Source organism: Haloplanus sp. HW8-1 (genome assembly GCF_023703795.1).
Classification (GTDB): domain Archaea; phylum Halobacteriota; class Halobacteria; order Halobacteriales; family Haloferacaceae; genus Haloplanus; species Haloplanus pelagicus.
This window is the reverse complement of sequence record NZ_CP098518.1, coordinates 2,427,414-2,444,807: the sequence shown is the minus strand read 5'-3', so window position 1 is coordinate 2,444,807 and position 17,394 is coordinate 2,427,414. Positions and strand designations below refer to the sequence as shown.

At 58.6% G+C, this 17,394-nt stretch carries 12 protein-coding genes; 5 read left to right on the top strand and 7 right to left on the bottom strand.

The window, feature by feature from the left end:
- The first annotated feature begins 181 nt into the window (after nucleotides 1–181).
- The gene (locus tag NBT82_RS12915; protein WP_251328526.1) at nucleotides 182–1,450 is read left to right on the top strand and encodes an RNA-guided endonuclease InsQ/TnpB family protein; all 1,269 of its coding nucleotides are present in this window, start codon (nucleotides 182–184) and stop codon (nucleotides 1,448–1,450) included.
- 258 nt (nucleotides 1,451–1,708) lie between these two features.
- On the opposite strand, the gene NBT82_RS12910 is transcribed toward NBT82_RS12915, so the two are convergent.
- Together NBT82_RS12910 and NBT82_RS12905 are read right to left on the bottom strand one after the other, a co-directional pair.
- Nucleotides 1,709–2,545 carry an alpha/beta fold hydrolase gene (locus NBT82_RS12910; RefSeq protein WP_251328525.1) on the bottom strand — a complete coding sequence of 279 codons (837 nt, stop codon included), beginning with the start codon at nucleotides 2,543–2,545 and terminating at the stop codon, nucleotides 1,709–1,711.
- 109 nt (nucleotides 2,546–2,654) lie between these two features.
- A complete protein-coding gene (locus tag NBT82_RS12905; protein WP_251328524.1) occupies nucleotides 2,655–3,362 on the bottom strand; it encodes a bacterio-opsin activator domain-containing protein in 708 nt (235 codons plus the stop codon).
- A 1,204-nt stretch (nucleotides 3,363–4,566) separates the two neighbouring features.
- Here NBT82_RS12905 and NBT82_RS12900 point away from each other — a divergent pair.
- Nucleotides 4,567–5,286, top strand: coding sequence for a universal stress protein (locus tag NBT82_RS12900; protein ID WP_251328523.1), 720 nt, complete (start codon nucleotides 4,567–4,569; stop codon nucleotides 5,284–5,286).
- Between the two features lie 264 nt (nucleotides 5,287–5,550).
- The gene (locus tag NBT82_RS12895; RefSeq protein ID WP_251328522.1) at nucleotides 5,551–7,734 is read left to right on the top strand and encodes an amino acid permease; all 2,184 of its coding nucleotides are present in this window, start codon (nucleotides 5,551–5,553) and stop codon (nucleotides 7,732–7,734) included.
- Between the two features lie 158 nt (nucleotides 7,735–7,892).
- On the opposite strand, the gene NBT82_RS12890 is transcribed toward NBT82_RS12895, so the two are convergent.
- Together NBT82_RS12890 and NBT82_RS12885 are read right to left on the bottom strand one after the other, a co-directional pair.
- A complete protein-coding gene (locus NBT82_RS12890) occupies nucleotides 7,893–8,519 on the bottom strand; it encodes a hypothetical protein (protein WP_251328521.1) in 627 nt (208 codons plus the stop codon).
- 401 nt (nucleotides 8,520–8,920) lie between these two features.
- A complete protein-coding gene (locus NBT82_RS12885; protein ID WP_251328520.1) occupies nucleotides 8,921–9,256 on the bottom strand; it encodes a cupin domain-containing protein in 336 nt (111 codons plus the stop codon).
- Nucleotides 9,257–9,635: 379 nt separating this feature from the next.
- Here NBT82_RS12885 and NBT82_RS12880 point away from each other — a divergent pair, with 379 nt between their 5' ends.
- A complete protein-coding gene (locus NBT82_RS12880) occupies nucleotides 9,636–9,944 on the top strand; it encodes a cupin domain-containing protein (protein WP_251328519.1) in 309 nt (102 codons plus the stop codon).
- Between the two features lie 116 nt (nucleotides 9,945–10,060).
- Here NBT82_RS12880 and NBT82_RS12875 read toward each other — a convergent pair whose 3' ends face one another.
- From NBT82_RS12875 to NBT82_RS12865, 3 genes are all read right to left on the bottom strand, one after another.
- Nucleotides 10,061–14,164, bottom strand: coding sequence for a PAS domain S-box protein (locus NBT82_RS12875; protein ID WP_251328518.1), 4,104 nt, complete (start codon nucleotides 14,162–14,164; stop codon nucleotides 10,061–10,063).
- 133 nt (nucleotides 14,165–14,297) lie between these two features.
- Entirely contained in the window at nucleotides 14,298–15,182 is an 885-nt protein-coding gene (locus NBT82_RS12870; RefSeq protein ID WP_251328517.1) for an IS1595 family transposase, read from the bottom strand.
- A 293-nt stretch (nucleotides 15,183–15,475) separates the two neighbouring features.
- On the bottom strand, nucleotides 15,476–16,399 hold the full coding sequence (locus NBT82_RS12865) for an HhH-GPD family protein (protein ID WP_251328516.1): 924 nt from the start codon (nucleotides 16,397–16,399) through the stop codon (nucleotides 15,476–15,478).
- An 84-nt stretch (nucleotides 16,400–16,483) separates the two neighbouring features.
- Here NBT82_RS12865 and NBT82_RS12860 point away from each other — a divergent pair, with 84 nt between their 5' ends.
- Nucleotides 16,484–16,819: a ribbon-helix-helix protein gene (locus NBT82_RS12860; protein WP_251328515.1), complete on the top strand. Its 336-nt coding sequence runs from the start codon at nucleotides 16,484–16,486 to the stop codon at nucleotides 16,817–16,819.
- Nucleotides 16,820–17,394 lie beyond the last annotated feature (575 nt).

Genomic DNA, 17,394 nt, shown 5'->3' with positions numbered 1-17,394 from the left:
AGGGACTTCCAATACGAGTAACCTATTTATGGAAGTTGCAAGGCTAAAACCCCCGTCCTACAGGGCGGGGATACAGCCGACACTTCCTCCACCAACCACCGTCGATGGCACTGCTGGATATTCCACGGCCCGGTCGTTGATTTTAATATACAATCTCCCATAACTGGTTATGGATAGGCTGATGCTGGAGACAACCCGTACCTATCGAGCGAAAATCGTCAATCACCAACAGGTGCAAGATAACCTCGACCAGTGCGGGTTCTCCGCGTCGAAACTGTGGAACGTCGCCCGATACTACACGCATGGCCAATGGGACGAAGATGGGGAGATCCCCGACGACGGCGAACTCAAATCCGAACTCAAGGACCACGAACGATACAGTGACCTCCATTCGCAGTCAAGTCAGCGAGTTCTTGAAGAGCTTGCTGAGTCGTTCACCAGCTGGTACAAAGCACGCCAACGCGGAGACGAGGACGCCAACCCACCGGGCTATCGCAAACACGGCGATGAACACCCGCGTTCCACCGTGACGTGGAAGCAGAAAGGCATCAAGCACGATTCCAAGCACAATCAACTTCGTCTGAGCAAGGGCTTCAACCTGAAGAACCACCGCTCAGATTTCATCCTCTGTGAGTACGAGACGCGACCGGACGTGACTGTGGAGAACATCCAGCAGGTTCGAGCCGTCTGGAACGGCGACCGTTGGGAACTCCACGTTGTCTGCAAGAAGGAGATCCCCGTCGCAGACGCACCGGGCGACAATACGGCGGGCATCGACCTCGGCATCAAGAACTATCTCGCCATCGCCTACGACGATGGAGATGCTGAATTGTATCCGGGGAACGTGCTGAAGCAAGACAAGCACTACTTCACCCGAGACGAGTACGACACAGAAGGCGAAAACGGCCCCTCACGCCGTGCGGTTCGTGCCCGACAGAAATTGTCCCGGCGGAAAGACCACTTCCTCCACGCGCTCGCCAAACACGTCGTAGAGCGGTGCATCGACCGCGAGGTAGGTCGCATCGCCATCGGTGACCTGAGCGAGATTCGAGAGGATGAGAACGGAGACGCTCGGAACTGGGGTCAGGGTGGGAACAAGAAACTCCACGGGTGGGAGTTCGACCGGTTCACGACGCTCTTGGAGTACAAGGCGGAGGAACACGGTATCCTCGTTGACCGGAAGAGCGAGCGAGACACGAGCAAGACGTGTTCATGCTGTGGGCGAAAGCGTGACGCGAATCGTGTGGAACGTGGCTTGTACGTCTGTGAATCGTGTGGTGCGACGATGAACGCGGACGTGAACGGTGCAGTGAATATTCGTAGAAAGATAACTCAGAATCCTCCAACCGAGGATATGAGTAACGGTCGTTTGGCACGACCAGTAGCCTACCTGTTCAACCAAACCTCGGGGTCGTTCTCCCCGAGGGAACAGGCAGGTTGCGAACCGTAATATCCCAACGCTCGGGAATCCTCGCCCTTCAGGGCAGGGAGGATGTCAAGTTGGTAGCGTGCGTCGGGAGAATCGGGGGAAGGCACGACGGACGGCCCGGCGTTAGGGGGTACCTCTGCGGTCGGACGTTTCGAGTCGTGGCCGTCGCCCGCGACTCATACTACCGACTGTAACTGTTTCAAGATATTCGCCACCTCGGGGTGGCGAATATTTTGATCGACTTACAGTCGGCAGTATCAGCCCGAACGTTCGACCTGATTAGCGCAGGAAGTCGGCCAGTTCGTCGCGGTAGGCGTCCGGCCGATCTTCCATCACCCAGTGGTTTGCGTCGTCCAGCCCGATCAGTTCGGCCGTCTCGATATCCGCTTGCAAGCGCTCGGCCCACTCGATGGACTGGAACTGATCGTCCGCCCCCCACAGGAGGAGCGTCCGGGCTTCGATCGTTTCCGGATCGACCTCAGTCGTGTGATTCGTGTTCGTCGAGATCGCGTTTCGAACGAGAGAGGTTGCACCCGCTTCGGAGTTCCACGGCGTGGTCATCCCGTCGAGGAACGCGTCGCTGTGCTCCGACCCGTGGAGCGTGTCTCGAAAGAGGTCGTCGAGCATCGCCTGCAACTCCTCCACACCGGTTTCTCGTGCCGTCTCGGGAAGTCCCAAGTCGGTGATCAACTGGATCGGCCAGGAGTCGTACGCGATGGAGTTCGAGAGCACGAGCTCGTCGACAGCATCCGGATGATGGGCCGCGTATCGAAGGAACACGCCGCCACCGAGGTCGTGACCGACCAGCGAGGGGGTTTCGACATCAAGCGCCGACAGCAGTTCCGTTATCATCTCCTCCTGTGCGCGGATCGATCTATCGAACCCGTCGAACATCGACGAGTTGCCGTATCCGATCATGTCCGGCACGATGACGCGGCGTTCCGCCGCGATCGGCCCGATCACGTCCCGCCACAGGTAGGAGTTCGTCGGAATCCCGTGGAGAAAGACGACGGGATCGCCCGATCCCTCGTCGTAGTAGGCGACGTCGAGTTCGTGTCCGTCGACCGTGACGGTCGCCGTCTCCTGCGCTGCAGTCCACCCCGCGTAGCTTGGCATCCTGAATCACCCGTCGATACATTCGGGTTCTGCCGACAAACGCTTCTTGCCTATAGGGATAGGTATCCGGACGCCGTTCGTTCTGTCGCGACCGGTCTCGACGTTCCGATCATCCGTCGTCGACCGCGGCGTGGAAGAGCGCGGTAAACACCTTGGATTGAGCCGCCCGGAGGTGCTGGCTAAACGTCGGCTGAGCGACCCCCAACGCGCCGGCACACCCTTCGGCCGTACTTTCGCGCGGCCACGCGAAGTAGCCGCTAAGATACGCCGTTCGAAGTACTTCGTACTGTTTCTCGGTAAGTCGGTCTGCGAGGATGGTGTGGACGCCCGATTTTGTTCGAACGGGTGTTGATAGATCACGTTCCCGCCGGGCGAGGAATTCGGACTCCGAGTGCTGTGTCCGAAACGTCTCGACGACGGTTCGAACGGCAACGTGAGCTGGAACAGTTGCGACGACACGGCCGACGCCGCCCGCGGCCGAAACGTCACGAGTGATCGCTCCGGTATCGGCGAGCATCGCGGTGACACACGGCCCAGAGACGACGAACTGGAAGAGATTGCCGTCGGGACCGTTCCTGACGAGACGAGCCTCTGCGATTGCGGATTCGCTCGCAGCCATGTCGAGGACGTCCTCCGGAGGCGTTTCACGGATGCTGAAGTATTGAAGCAGATCCCCATCCGCGCGATGGATCAACTCCTCGAGTCGGATGAGACAGTCGGTATCGGCAGAGAGACGAACGAAAAAAAAACAGTTTCTGTCCCGCACCTCCAATTCGATCTCCGTTATTGGAGTCTCGACGGGTTCCTGAACGGCCATAGCCGGCCTTCAATGACCGCGTTGATAGGCATTCGTCTGTCGTGTGTCTGTTTCGAACACTCGTTCGCCGCCCATACGGAACCGACGGGGACGGATGAAACCGTCGTGGCTCCCCTTGTGCACTGCACCACCGAACGACGTAGCCAAAACGGGATCGGTACACGTAGGCCGTCACTTTGGTGACAGTGTTCTCCTCGTCGGACGGGGACTTTTCTACCGCCGATCCTGATGGGATTGGCTCGAAACTCGTGTCCGCGGATGAGAACTATAGGGTGAAACTGCTGCTCTCAGAACGCCGATTTCCCTCGTGTCAGGGCCAGCAAGGGACTTCGTTCACCGCGTGAACGAGCGCCTGCAGCGCCCATCGCCGATTTCTCGTTCGTAATCGTACGACAGCGGCGGGGTGGTGGTCGATGTCATCGTCTCTGAGTACAATGTCGTTGCTTTCGTTCAGCCACTGAACGATTCCGACAGACGGCGGGTTCGTCCTCTGGTTCGCTGCCTCTACGGCGTGGCGCATGGCTGCTAATCATTGGGTCGTTGATGTCTCTCGGCTGCAATCAACTGGGCCCCAGCAACTTCGACAGTTGGGAGTGGTTACGAGGCTCCGTACTGTCGCCGAGTGAGGGTTCCGACGAAGCCTGTCCGAGAAACCTCCGATAATACCCGAAAACGAAGTGTCCAGATCGTGGTTCAATCGTGGGATCTACTGGCAGTTGTTAATTACGGGCGTTCCATATCGAGAAACTACTAGTAGACACACGTCTGCAAAGCGCTGGCTACAATGCGCTTAATTGAATTTTCCGATCTCTGATATGAGTTTGAAGCGCTGCTGAATAGAGCGCGCGAATCGCTTAGTATAGACGAAAGACCGCTCCGTATAAGCGAATGGCTTAGTGGGTAGATACAAAGATTCGCTTATGCGACCTCCCCCCGACACGTGTTCTGTGTGCGGAGCTTCAGAGTCGTACAAAGCCCGATACACAACCGGGGGTGGGTGGCGCATTTCACACGATGTGTGCGAACAGTGTGGGCGACGATTCACCCCCGAACGTGGTTCGGAAAAAGACCGAATTGCTGCGCTCAGTACGCGAAATCGCTGCCGCATATAAAACGCGTATCTCGTGTGGATTCTCTCTTACCCTGAAGTATGAGTAGTGGACACGAACAATCAAGCCGGTTCGCTGAAAAAGTGACCAATAAGATGCCTCTCACCGGCGACTCAACGATTCTCGTCCCCGTGGACGTGTCGATCACGGAACCACCCGACCAGGTAATCCTTGATCTGTTGAAGCCAGTCAATCTCGTCGTCCTTGGGTACTATCCCGTCCCGAAACAGACGGCCCCGGCACATCTCAAGGAGGATCACGAAGCAGAGGCAGCAGAGCGGTTAGAGAGTATCGTCTCCAGATTCGCCCGCGGAGACCACGAGGTCAAGGACGTTCTCGTATTTACGAAGGATCGGCAGGATACGATCGACCGAATCGCAGAGCAACACGACTGTGACGCTGTCTTCGTTCCCGGTGAGACTGACACGATTGATCGGATTCTCGTGCCGTTGCGCGGCGATGTGAATCTCGAACGAATCGTCTCTCTCGTTGGTGAGTTAGTCCGAGCCAGTGATGCTACAGTTACGTTGTTTCACTCCGTCCCCGAAGGGACCGATCCGAGTCAGGGCGAATTCATTCTCCGTGGAGCGGCCGACCGACTAACTGAGGGGGGGGTCGACCGCGACCGGATTGACTGGCAGCTCTCGGAGGGCGGCTCTCCGAAGCGCAATATCATCGATCTCGCTGTGGACTACGACTTCGTTGTGCTCGGGGAAGCAGAGCCGTCGCTCAGAGATCGGATTCTCGGGGCTGTACTCACACCAATTCTCGAAGAAATCGAGAAGCCCGCCATCATCGTGAGAGATATCGAGTGAGGAGTTCGAGTTGATCTATACGAAGACACCAGTAGTGACTGCACAGACACTCCCCAGATACCCGACAAGGCCAGTTACACTACCAGCGAGGACCGAACAAGACGACCGTAGCTGGCTGAAGGCTGCCCACCACCAGGTCTTGCTCTTCGACAGTAGAGTTATCGCTGGGCGACAAACTCCCGGAGATCGTCACTCAGCGACGCGTGACGCCCTGTCTGTACGCTACTTGGAGGGTTCAATTCGACACTCTTGGATGGTGAATCGATGAGCAAGGGACAACTTGAGCGCAACATCGGCTTTCTCGAGGCGATGACGCTCGGTGGGGGGACGATGATCGGGGCCGGGATCTTCATCCTGCCCGGGATCGCAGCCGAGGGCGCCGGTCCAGCGAGTTCGGTCTCGTTCTTCATCGCAGGGTTCGTCGCTCTGCTCGCAGCGCTCTCTTTATCCGAGCTGGCGACCGGGATGCCAATTGCCGGCGGGAGCTACCACTACGTCAACCGGGCACTCGGTGGCTTCTTCGGGAGCATCGTCGGGTGGGGGATGTGGACCGGCCTGATGTTCGCGAGCGCCTTCTACATGATCGGATTCGGGCAGTATCTCGTCGAGCCGATTCCGTTTCTCGATGGACGGGTGTTCGTCGTTCTCCTCGGTCTCATCGGCCTGTCACTAATCGTCGGCGTCAACTACTACGGCACCGAGGAATCCAGCCAACTGCAGAACGTGATGATCGGCGCCGAAACCGTCGTCGTCCTCGCCTACGTCGCCCTCGGGCTGTTCTTCATCGACCCGAATAACCTCGAGCCCTTCGCGCCGACGGGCCCGAGCGGCATCATCGCGACGACCGGCGTCGTCTTCGTCTCCTTTCTCGGGTTCGAGATCATCGCCACGGTCGCAGGTGAGGTCAAGGATCCGAGTCGGAACATTCCGCTGACGATGATTCTCTCCGTCGTTCTTGTGACGATCCTCTACGCCCTGGTGATGATCGTCACGACGGGCGTGCTGCCGTACCAGGCGATTGGCGACTCGCTGGTCCCGGTCTCGGATGTCGCGGTCGTCTTCGCCGGAGCCGTCGGTGTGGTGGCAATCGTGGCGGCCGCCGCCATCGCCGCAATTTCGAGTTCGAACTCGTCAGTTCTTGCCGCGGCACGGGTGAACTTCGCCATGGGTCGGGACGACCTGATGAGTGAGTGGCTGAACGTCACTCACGACCGGTTCGGCACGCCACACCGGGCGATCATCGCCACCGGCGCCGTCACCGCAGTGTTGATCGCCGCCGGCTTGCAGGTCGAGACCATCGTCGCCCTCCTGGCTGAGGTTGCGAGCTTCAGCTTCCTCGTCTCCTACTCGCTGGTCCACGTCGCGCTCGTCGTCTTCCGTCGGGCCGACCCGGAGGACTACGACCCGTCGTTCAAAATTCCGGACGTCCTGTACCCAGCAGTCCCGGTACTTGGCGTGGTCCTGACGGTCGTCGTCATCTCACAGATGGCGCCCATTATCATCCTCTTGGGGCTGGGGATCGTCGGACTCGGTGTCGGCTGGTACTTCGTGTACGTTAGAGACCACGCCATCGACCGGGGACTCATCGACGAGGCCATCACGCCGACGACGGATGCCTACCGGGTCCTCGTCCCGGTTGCGAACCCCGACACCCAACAGGATCTGATCCGGCTCGCAGCGGCCACTGCGCACGCGCACACCGACGAAGGGACACCCGAACTCGTCGCCGTCAACGTCCTCCAGGTCGCGGATCCCGACCCACAACAAAACGTTGCAGCCGAGCGGCTCGAGCATCAACGCGACCTTCTCGACGGAGCCCGCGACATCGCGGCCGAGATGGACGTGCAGTTGCGGACGGTCGCAATGACGGGCGAACGCGTCGACGAGACGATTCTGGAGGCGATCGGCGACGAGGAGCCCGATCAAGTGCTGCTCGGGTGGGGCGGGACACTGACTCGGCAGGGGCACGTCTTCGGCCCGAACCTCGATGCCGTCGTCGAGGACGCCCCGTGTGAAGTCACTCTCGTAACGCTCCACGACGACACGATCGGCAATCCGGTTGCACTCGCAGGTCCGGGGCCACATTCACCGGTCGCTGCCCGGCGAGCCGCCGAGTTCGCGAGCATCGATGGAACCGTCCCCACATTGCTGAACGTCCAGCAACCGATGGGGGACGATAACACTACAGCCTCCGAAAGAGGGAATGGGGTCATCGACGATGTTGCTGAGCGGGCAGGACTCGACCCGGAGGACTACGAGCGAGAGGTCGTCGTCGACGATGATATCGAAGCGGCCATCCTCGCGACGGCCGATCAGTTCGATACGATCTGTGTCGGGCTCTCCGAACGGAGTGCCGCATCCCGGGTCATGTTTGGCACGATCGCAGAACGAATCAGTCAGGAGGCGACGAGCAACGTCGGCATCGTCCGGGGATGGAACGAATCCTGAGACAGGATATATCCTCTGTATCGGTCACGCCATTCATGGCAGATAGTCAGTATACATCCGATTCATTGCCGTGGTGACCTACTAGCAGTTCTCAGCTGTGGAGTCCACACGGTGAGAGAGGGACATTCCCGAAAACGGCGTTCCACATCGAGAATCTACTAGTAGACACACGTCTGTAGAGCGCAGGAAACCGTGGTTGTACCGATGACGTCCACCGGGTGATCGCTGGAGTTCGCACCATCCTTTCTACGAGCGCGTGGGGCGCTGTCGTACGATCGTGACATCTTTCCAGCAGTGATTTTCAGTGTGTTCGGAACCCTCGATTTCGACCGTTTCAGGCCCAGCAAGGGGCTTCGTTCAGCGACCGACCGAGCGCCTGCAGCGCCGGGGATGCGGATGAGCCGTGACTCGAAAACGCGCTCGTCGACCGCACAGTGCTCGTCCCAGTGACGGCTTCGGCGCGTATAGTCCGTTGACACCATCTCCGACTGCCAGCCGATGCGGCAGAGTTTCAGTCGGAAGCACTCCTCTACCTGGATGGTTTCCACCACCACCGTTTCGTCGCTGAAGTCGGGTTCCGAAAGGAACGACGCGACCCGGGGGCGGTCCACTTCAGAATCGACCGAGAGGCGGCCGGCCCGGGCCTCACTGTCGATGACTTCGGAGTCGATGTGGCGCGCGTCGGGACGCGGCGTCGGCCGGCCGTCGTCCTCGCCGTCCTTGTTGGCGAGCCAGACCGGCTGGCGGTCGGTATCGACTCGGACGCGTAGCACCTCGGGATCCATCTCCGTCCCCGAGGATGGGCCATCGACGGCTGGTTGCTCTGCCGCCGGCGATTCACTCGACGTCCCGCTTGAACTGCTGGCGTATCCACTACATCCTGCCAAGGATGCAGCCACACCGACAGCCAGCGCGAGCGACTCTCGTCTGTTCATGAAGGTGCTAAGACGAACGGACTTAAGCCAGTGATCATAGATACAAGATCCGTTTGTGCTAGTGACCCGCGGTGGTCGCTGTCTACTTATTCCGGTGTCCAGCAGGGGCTTCTAACAGTAGTTGAGTAGATTTCAGCAGGTGTGCTGTATACAGGGCGCGTATCTCGGCCGGTTCGCTGGTTGGATCAAAGTACCCTACTCGATCAGTATGGAGTCCGTTGTCGATATTATTGACGTGTGTCCCGTCGTCTTCATTCACGAATACTATACGAACTCGGGTCAGCAGACCCGACAAAGATAGTCAGCGCAGTAATCTCCTCGTCGATATTAAAAAAGTCGTGTTCGAGTCCCCGTTCGACGAAAACCACATCCCCACTCTCGACAGTATACGTCTCCTCCCCGACTCGAATCATGCCCGATCCAGAGATAATGTAGTAAACCTCATCTTCCGTGTGGGGGTTCTTCGGCGACGACGTTGGGTATTTTCCTATCTCAAGGGTTATTGACTCTTTGCTAAACACTTCTGCGAACTGTGCATCTTCCTCTTCGAGCGCCGCTATCAACTCTTCCGTGGAAACGTGAGTCATAGCTGTTGTTATCCTCTCGAAAGCTTCAAACTTCGCTTGTTTGGTCCGGAAGCGGCGGACGTGAAACCCCATTCGTACATTCAGCCACCGACACACTGGTAGATACCACTGTCTCGTCGCGCCCGGTACGAGTCTCGACGAATACCACGCACACCGAGTAGTTATCTCGTTTGGGAATATCTGAAACGAGTAGAATCGTCGTGCTGAACTCAGGCTCTACATCTTGTACGCTGGTTCTGACACGGAATGGATAGGTCAATAGCAATTGTGAGAGATGGAGGGCAGAAGCTTGACAGCGACGGCTTGAGCAAGAAATCAAAGTATTCATCGGATATGGAGATGATATGTTCTCCCGATGAACCACGTTTCGACGACCGACTTGGTCGACCAACTCGAACAGGAAGACACGAACTACTTGGAAGTACTGACCAAGGACGCGCTGAGCGTCGAACTTGCACGGTACCCCAATCCTGAGCCAAAAACGGCGCACAAAACTGACGAACTCTACTTCATCATCTCCGGGTCGGGGATGGCCCACGTCGAAAATGAGCGGTATGCTGTCGACGAGGGTGACGTAGTTTATGTGGAACGAGGAGCCGAACACGACTTTTTTGACATCGAGGACGAAATCACGGCCCTTGTCGTCTTTGCGAGTGCTGAAGACTCCGTTCTCGGCCAAGGTCTCTGAATATCCAATCTGATCCCGCGAACAACTGCCGAACTCAGGCTCTACATCTTGCACGCCTTTTTGACATCTCTCGGAGAGGTCCCTCTATCTCGTGCAAGATGGAGGGCGCGAGTCGGTCACGCACCTTTCTCAACGCCGGTGATGTCGAACCGGGCCCCGCCCTCCTCGCTCTCAGTGATTGCAACCTCCCACCCGTGCGCGACGGCAATCTGCTCGACGATCCGCAGGCCGAATCCGGTCCCGTCCTCGTTCGTCGAGTATCCTGCATCGAATACGTCCTCGCGGTCGGCTTCGGGGATGCCGGGGCCCGAGTCCGCGACGTAGAAGCCGTCGTCTACCGCGCCGACGGACACTATCACGTCTTCGCCGCCGTGTTCGACTGCGTTCCGGTAGAGGTTCTCGAACAGTTGCTGGAGCCGGCTCAAGTCGGCTGCGATGACCCCTGACTCGTCAGCGTCGAGTGTCGCTTGTCGCGTCTCCACAGTTTGCCAACTCCTCTCTGCCACCTTTGCAATCTCCACAGGTTCAGTCTCGTCCACCCTGTCGCCCTCTCGTGCCAGCGCCAACAGGTCGTCGATGAGTGCCTGACTCCGGTCGATGGCATCGGTTGCCCGGGCCAGATGGTCACTCTCGCAGGTCTCCGCGGCCAGTTCGAGATGCCCCTCGGCTACGCCAAGTGGACTCCGCAAGTCGTGGCTGACGATGCTTGCGAACTCGTCGAGCCGCTCGTTCTGGCGTTTGAGTTCCCGTCTGTTCTCAGTCTGGTCAGTAATGTTCTGTGACACGGCCATCGCATAGGTGATCTCTTCTTGACCCATCTCCACAGGAACTATTTGAACCCGGTAGTGTTCGCCCTGGTACTCCTGTTCGAACGTGTGGCTCTCTCCAGCCAGAACGTTCTCGATGGTGCCGACGAGTTCCTCGGCGATTTCGGGTGGATACCGGTCCCGTGGTGTGGTCTCCTCAATCTCTTCGAGAGACAAACCAACCTCAGATAATTCACTTCCACCTGCACGGACGACTCGAAGGTCGGTATCGTACAGGAAAATAGCGCCGGCGGGATAACTCTCGATCAGTGTCTGGTACTGGCTGTTGACCGCTTCTAGCTTCCGCTCTCGTGCTTTCTGGTCGGTGATGTCCCGGAGTGTCCCGACTGATCCATCGAATTGGTCTCCCTCGTACGGAAGGACGCCCATATGATCTTCACAGACAATCGGGTCGCCCTCGCGGGTGTGGATCGTCACTTCGAACATAACGGTTTCCGGGCCGGCACTCGACAGTAACCGTCCTAGTTCCTGCTCGGCCCGCTGGACGGCTTCCTCGTCTTTGAGTAGCGACGGCGTGTTCCCGAGAATTGTCTCCCGGTCGTAGCCAACCAACTCCACGAACTCGTCGTTGACGTACCTGAACTGCCCCTCCTCGTCGAGCACGTACACCGCATCGCTGAGTGCCTCGATGATCGTCTCGTACTCTTCTAATTCAGTCTTACGTTGCTCGCGGTCGGTAACATCCTGAAACTTCGAAAAGACTGACTGGACGTCACCATCTGCGTCGGTGACGACACGGTTGTACCACTCGCAGGTGATTACCTCGCCGTCCTTTCGGACATTTCGATTGAGTTCGTACTCTCCGCCATCGGCATCGAGGAGTGACTCTACGGTGTCGCGCATGTGGTCGCGGTCTTCGTCGGCGATGACCACTTTCCACGGCTCCTGGCGTAGTTCCGCTTCACTGTACCCGAGGAGTGATTCGGCTTGCTCATTCAATCGTTCGAACCGGAGTTCGTCGTCCCATTGGACTGCCCCGAGCGGGGATTCCTCGAAAAACAGCGAGAGTTGTTGTTGTCGCTGCCGCGCCGTCTGTTCACGCACGATGCGGTCAAGTGCCGCAGCGAGAGTCCCCGCCAGCAGTTCCCCGAGTGTGCGGTCCTCTTGATCGAACGCCTCTCGGTTCTCGGAGCCGGCGATCAGGATTCCATGGTCCGCAAGTGGCAGATACAAATGGCCCCCGAGATTCGTTTCGGAGTCGTAGACATCCGGGTCCTGTTGGACGTCTGCGATCACTGCTGGCTCGCCGTTCCGGTAGACTCGTCCCGCGATACTATCCGCCACTGGCAGGGGTGATGCCTCTCCGATGAGCGACGCCACTTCATCAGTCTGTGCCATGGGTACTAACCGCGTGTCGTCGGCCTCGGAGATGTGGATGGCGTTCATCTGGAGGTCAAGGACGTCACTGGCGGCCTCAACCCCGATGTTGGCGACCTCCTGCTTGGTTTCTGCCGTCAGCAGTGCCTGTGTGGCTCGGTTCAATTCGGTCAATCGCCGTTCCCGTGTTTTTTCCCCGGTGATATCCCGGATGTAGCCACGTAGTACGCTGCCGGTTTCACTCTCGGAGACACGCTCACCTCGGGCGATGATCCACCGCTGTTCTCCATCCGGCGTGGTGAGTCGCACCTCCATCTCGTATGGCTCGCCTGTTTCGAGACAGTTGTTGAACCGGTCGGCGAGCAGGTCTTGGTCATCAGGATGAACAGCGTCAAGCGCCTCCTCAAGCGTGAGACTTGCCTCCGAATCGAGCCCGTAGAGCCGGCGTGTTCCATCCGTTATCATAAGCTGTTCACTCTCAGAATCGTACTCCCACGCGCCAGCGTCGGCCAACTCCTCCATGTTCGACAAGAGGTCATGGGTCCGTTCTAGTTCCTGCTGGCGTTCTTTACGATCGGTAATGTCACGACTGGTGACGACGTATCCTTCGACGGCCGGATCGGTGAGTTGGTCACTTCCATTTGACTCCATCCAGTGCAAGGTACCGTCAGCGTGGCGAGCACGGTACTGGATGCCTTTTGGCGTTCTATCAGAATCATTCACCCACGCCTCGAATTCGTTGCTAACACGCTCGTGGTCCTCTGGATGGATGTATTCCCATACCTGCTCGCCAATCGTCTCCGCGGGGTCGTGTCCCAAGATCCGTTCCAGCGATGGGCTCTGGTACTGATAGACCCCCTCGGCATCAACAACCGAAATAATGTCGTTGGATTCCTCGACGAGCGCCTGGAACCGGCGTTCGCGCCGTTTGCGCTCGGTGAGGTCCCGTCCGATTCCGACCAGTCCAGTCGTACTCCCATCGGCGTCGGTCAGACGCGCCCCGGTGAACTCGTAGGGGCGACGCTCACCGTCGGCAGTGAGCAGGTCGGCCTCGACAGTGACTGTTTCACCCGAAACGGCCAACTGGATCGCGTCGGCAATTGTTTCGCGGTCGTCCTCGGGGAACAGTTCGATCGCCCGCATATCGGCCAGCTCCGAGTCAGCGTACCCCGTCGTTTGCGGGACCTGGTTGTTCCACCGTCGGAGGGTGCCGTCTGTGTCGATCACGTAGAACAAGTCATCTAATGTATCGAGTGCCTGTTCGATGAACTGTTGTTTCTCTCTGAGCTCCCGTCGACGTTTTTTGCGTTCAGTAACGTCGTGGACTGCACCCCGAAGAGTGGTGACGTCGTCGTTCTCGGTTGCTGGCGTGATTGTCACGTCCACGAGGCGTTCGTCGCAGTCCAGCGTCTGGAGACGCCAGGTGCCATACGTTTCTTCGCCGGTCTCGGCTGCCCGGGTAACGGTCTGTCGGACGTCCGCCTGGTCGTCCGGGTGGTAGAGTTCGATCGCTTCCTCCAGCGTAATCTGAGCGTCGTCGGACAATCCGACGAGTCGGTGAGTGCCGTCAGTCAGCAGGAGGTCACCGCTGTCCACGTCGATTTCAAACCCACCCGTCTCACCAGCAAACTCCGTTAATCGCATCAGCTGTTCCTGTCTGTCGGCCCGTTGGCTCTCGCGTCGTGCGTGGACGGCGTTGCGGATCCGGTTGGCCAGCAGTTCGTACTGTTCGGACCCTGACCCCTTTTGCAGATAGCCGGTGACGTCCGCAGAGATAGCATCGCTGGCGACGGCCTCACTGCCTTTGCCGGTAAACAGAATGAACGGCAAATCAGGGTGCTCTTCCCGGACAGCCTGCAGGAATTCGATCCCATCCATCCCGGGCATGTTGTAATCTGAGACGACACAATCAGGCGGGCGGTCGTTGATTCTCTCCAGTCCCTCGTCGGCGCTGGTCGCTGTCTCGACAGCGAACCGGTTGTCCTCGCGTTCGAGAAACGTCCCTGTCAGATCCGTGATTGAGGGGTCGTCATCGACGTGGAGAATCCGAATCTCTTGGTGAGAACTGAGTTGCATGATTCACAAACGTGTGACCATCATTAAAAACGTGTTGTGGCATTATAAGAACTGAAATTGGTCTTGTCGTACGGGAGATTAAGTCATGATCAAGTATTTGAAAAACGCTCATGCGAAGCACTTTGTTGGTGAGTTAGAGAACGGTTCGGACGATTTCTTTGAGAGCTTCTCGACCAGGTTTGCGGAAGATTCGTCGGCGAAGCTGGAAGGCTCTGAGATACGGCGTCAGCTTGTCTTTTGAGACGCCTCGGTGCGGCGAGAGCCACCGTCGCGCCAGCGACGCGTGGCTCTCGCAGGTGTTCACGTGTGCGTCGTCATCAACGTATTCGCCGTCGCTGTGAATCACTGCTTCTCGCTGGAAGTTCTCGTCATCTTCGAGTGGATCGTACGCTCGAAATCCGTCAGTATAGACGGTCAGCGACTCCTCCTCGTGGTCGCCGAGGAGGAGTCGTACGGTCGATTCGTCAGCGGATTTCGCTGGCACGACGTATTGCTGATCGCTCCCACGATCAACGAGTATGAACACCGGTGGCTTGTCCTCGGCATAGCTTCCACGACCACGTTTCGAAAGACCACGCGAGTGCGACTCTTGGTCGCGCTCGCGGCCTTTCAGGCCTGCAGTCACGTACACTTCGTCGATTTCGACTGGGCCAACGAGGTTGATGGCTGGCGCGTCGAGCGTTCTGGCGAACTGCTCGACGCGCCGCCGGAGCGACCGGTAGGAGACATCGAGTTCAGCGTCTAGCTGGCGAATACTCGTGTTGAACCGAAGCAACGTGTAGAACGCGAACAAGAGCTTGTCGAGGCCGATCTTCGCGTGCGCGAAGGTCGTGCCGGTCCTGGTGTTGAACGTACGGTCACAATCCTTACAGAAGTACCGTTGATACTCTCGGTAGCTGCCGTGTTTGATCACCGACTCAGACCGGCAGCGCGGGCAGTAGAGGCCATCACGCCAGCGAACCTGCTGGAGCAGGTTCGCGGCACTCGCCTCTGAGTTCAGCAATTCAACTGGGAACATTGCATCGGGTGACGCGTTCGCGTCACCCTTGCCCGCTACGCATCGACAGTGCCAGATCTACGCGACCAACAACCTGCTTCCCAAGAGCGTTGAAATAAAACGCTCTGGTGCTGACTTTGCGCTCTGTAGTCAGCACGTGAGTTCTGTCAGTTGCTGAGAGTTTCGATAGAGCCGGAATTTTCAAGACGGCCAGTCCGTCATAACAGAGCAGAGAACTGTATCATCGACTCCAACTACAGCAGTAGCTCTCATATGTCGTCCATGTGATTTATTCCGGGTATCTAACACCGAAATCACTGCTGTAGACTGGTGACAGTTTTGCCATCGGTTTCGTCGATCTCGACGAGTCCATCGTCGGACAAATCAGATAGCAATTCGCGAAGCCAATCACGCCCATGGTCACCGTCAGGCGTGTAGTCTACGCGGATGAGTGGCCCCAATTCATCTAGCTCAAGTTCGTCGTGTTCGCCCAGAGCACGAACGATTCGCCCGCGGAACTGTCGACGGCTTCCTTCGAAGGACGGCTGGGTGGGAACATCTGGCGCGGTAAAGTCACCGGTTTGATACGCGTGACACCATTCCCGCCACGGACAACCCTCCCGATCACACCGGGGCGTCTTCTGGCAGGCGACGCCACCCAACTCCATGATGGCGTTGTTCCACACCCGGGATCGGCCTTCCGGCATCAACGCGTTCGCTATCTCCTCGTACTCAGGGTCGTCCGAATTATCGATTTCCGCAAATGCGCGGTACAGAACGCGCTTGACGTTCGTGTCGACGACTGCGTCGCCGGCGTCGAACGCGAAACTCGCGACGGCGTTGGCGGTGTAGGGACCGACCCCCATCAGTTCCTGCAGGTCGCCGGGTGTCTCGGGCCACTCGCCGTCGAAGTCGTCGACGACCTGTCCAGCGGCCTCGTGGAGGTAGCGTGCCCGGTTGTTGTAGCCGAGACGTTGATCGGACCAGAACCCGACCACGTCGCTCCGGTCCGCGGCCGCGAGGGCGTCGACGGTCGGCCACCGGTCGAGGAAGGCCTCCCAGGCGTCGACGACGCGGTCGAGTTGGGTCTGCTGGCTCATCACCTCGGAGACCAGAATCTCGTAGGGGTCGGTCGTCCGACGCCAGGGGAACTCGCGGTGATCAGACTCGTACCACTCGACGAGCGCCGAGCGGACGACCTCCAGGTCGTGGTCCGGCAGCGCGACGTCCTCGCTCATCGTCGGACTGTGGCGTCGGGTCCCGTTAGGCGTGCCGGTTCCGGGAGCCGAAAACCGTATCGGCGGCCGGGTCGTGCCCGACGTATGAGCCTCGACGAACTCACAGCGGACGTCGAAGACGCCTACGGCGCGGTCGGTGACGAACTCACGGTCGCTCTCGACCGCGAGACGCGCAACGAACTCGCCATGCTCTCGGCGGCCTTCGAGTCGAAGAGCCACGACGAACTCGTCCGACGAGCGGTCCACGCGCTCTACCGTTCGGCGGTCGACACCGGCGATCTGGATTTCCACCTGCGGCAGAGCTACGACGTGACATACGACGAGTATCTGTACGGTGGACTGGACGACGCGTACGCACAGGCGGGCGAGAGAGCGACCACCGGCGTCGACGGGAACGACGAGCGGCGATACCAGCAGTAAGGAGACGCGGCCGACGCCGACCCGGCACTCCGGATCAGCCCATCTCCCGGATCCGGCGTGTGGCGGCCCACGGGCCGCCGGATAAACATGTACGAACCCGAGTACGTCTATTAGAGTACCGGTCAGCGGATACGTACGTCGTCGCCGCACGGACGCAGGGGTACGGCGACCGTGGGCGCCCGAACTGTGGTGTATTTTTCCCGAATTCGGGCCCAAAGAAGCCTTACACGCGTGATATCGATTCGTAGACACGGTCGAACCACGAGATCGAGTGGCGATGCGAACGACCGTTCGAACGGTAGGGATCGAACCAGAGATACGACCGACGTTTCGGCCCTGAACCCGGATTTGGCGGAGATTCCGGCATACATTCGGCGTTCCACCACTCCGATCACGATCGTTCACGTTCCTCGGTAGTGATCAGTCGCAGTGATGATGTATCTGTGTACAAGGCACTATTCGTCGTTGATAGTTTTGGAGACGAGGGCAACGCTCCACCACGACTGTTCCGCGTTCCGGTCGGCGACGACGAGACCCCGGAGGCCTTCGGTCCACCGTCGACAGCCGAGACGTGT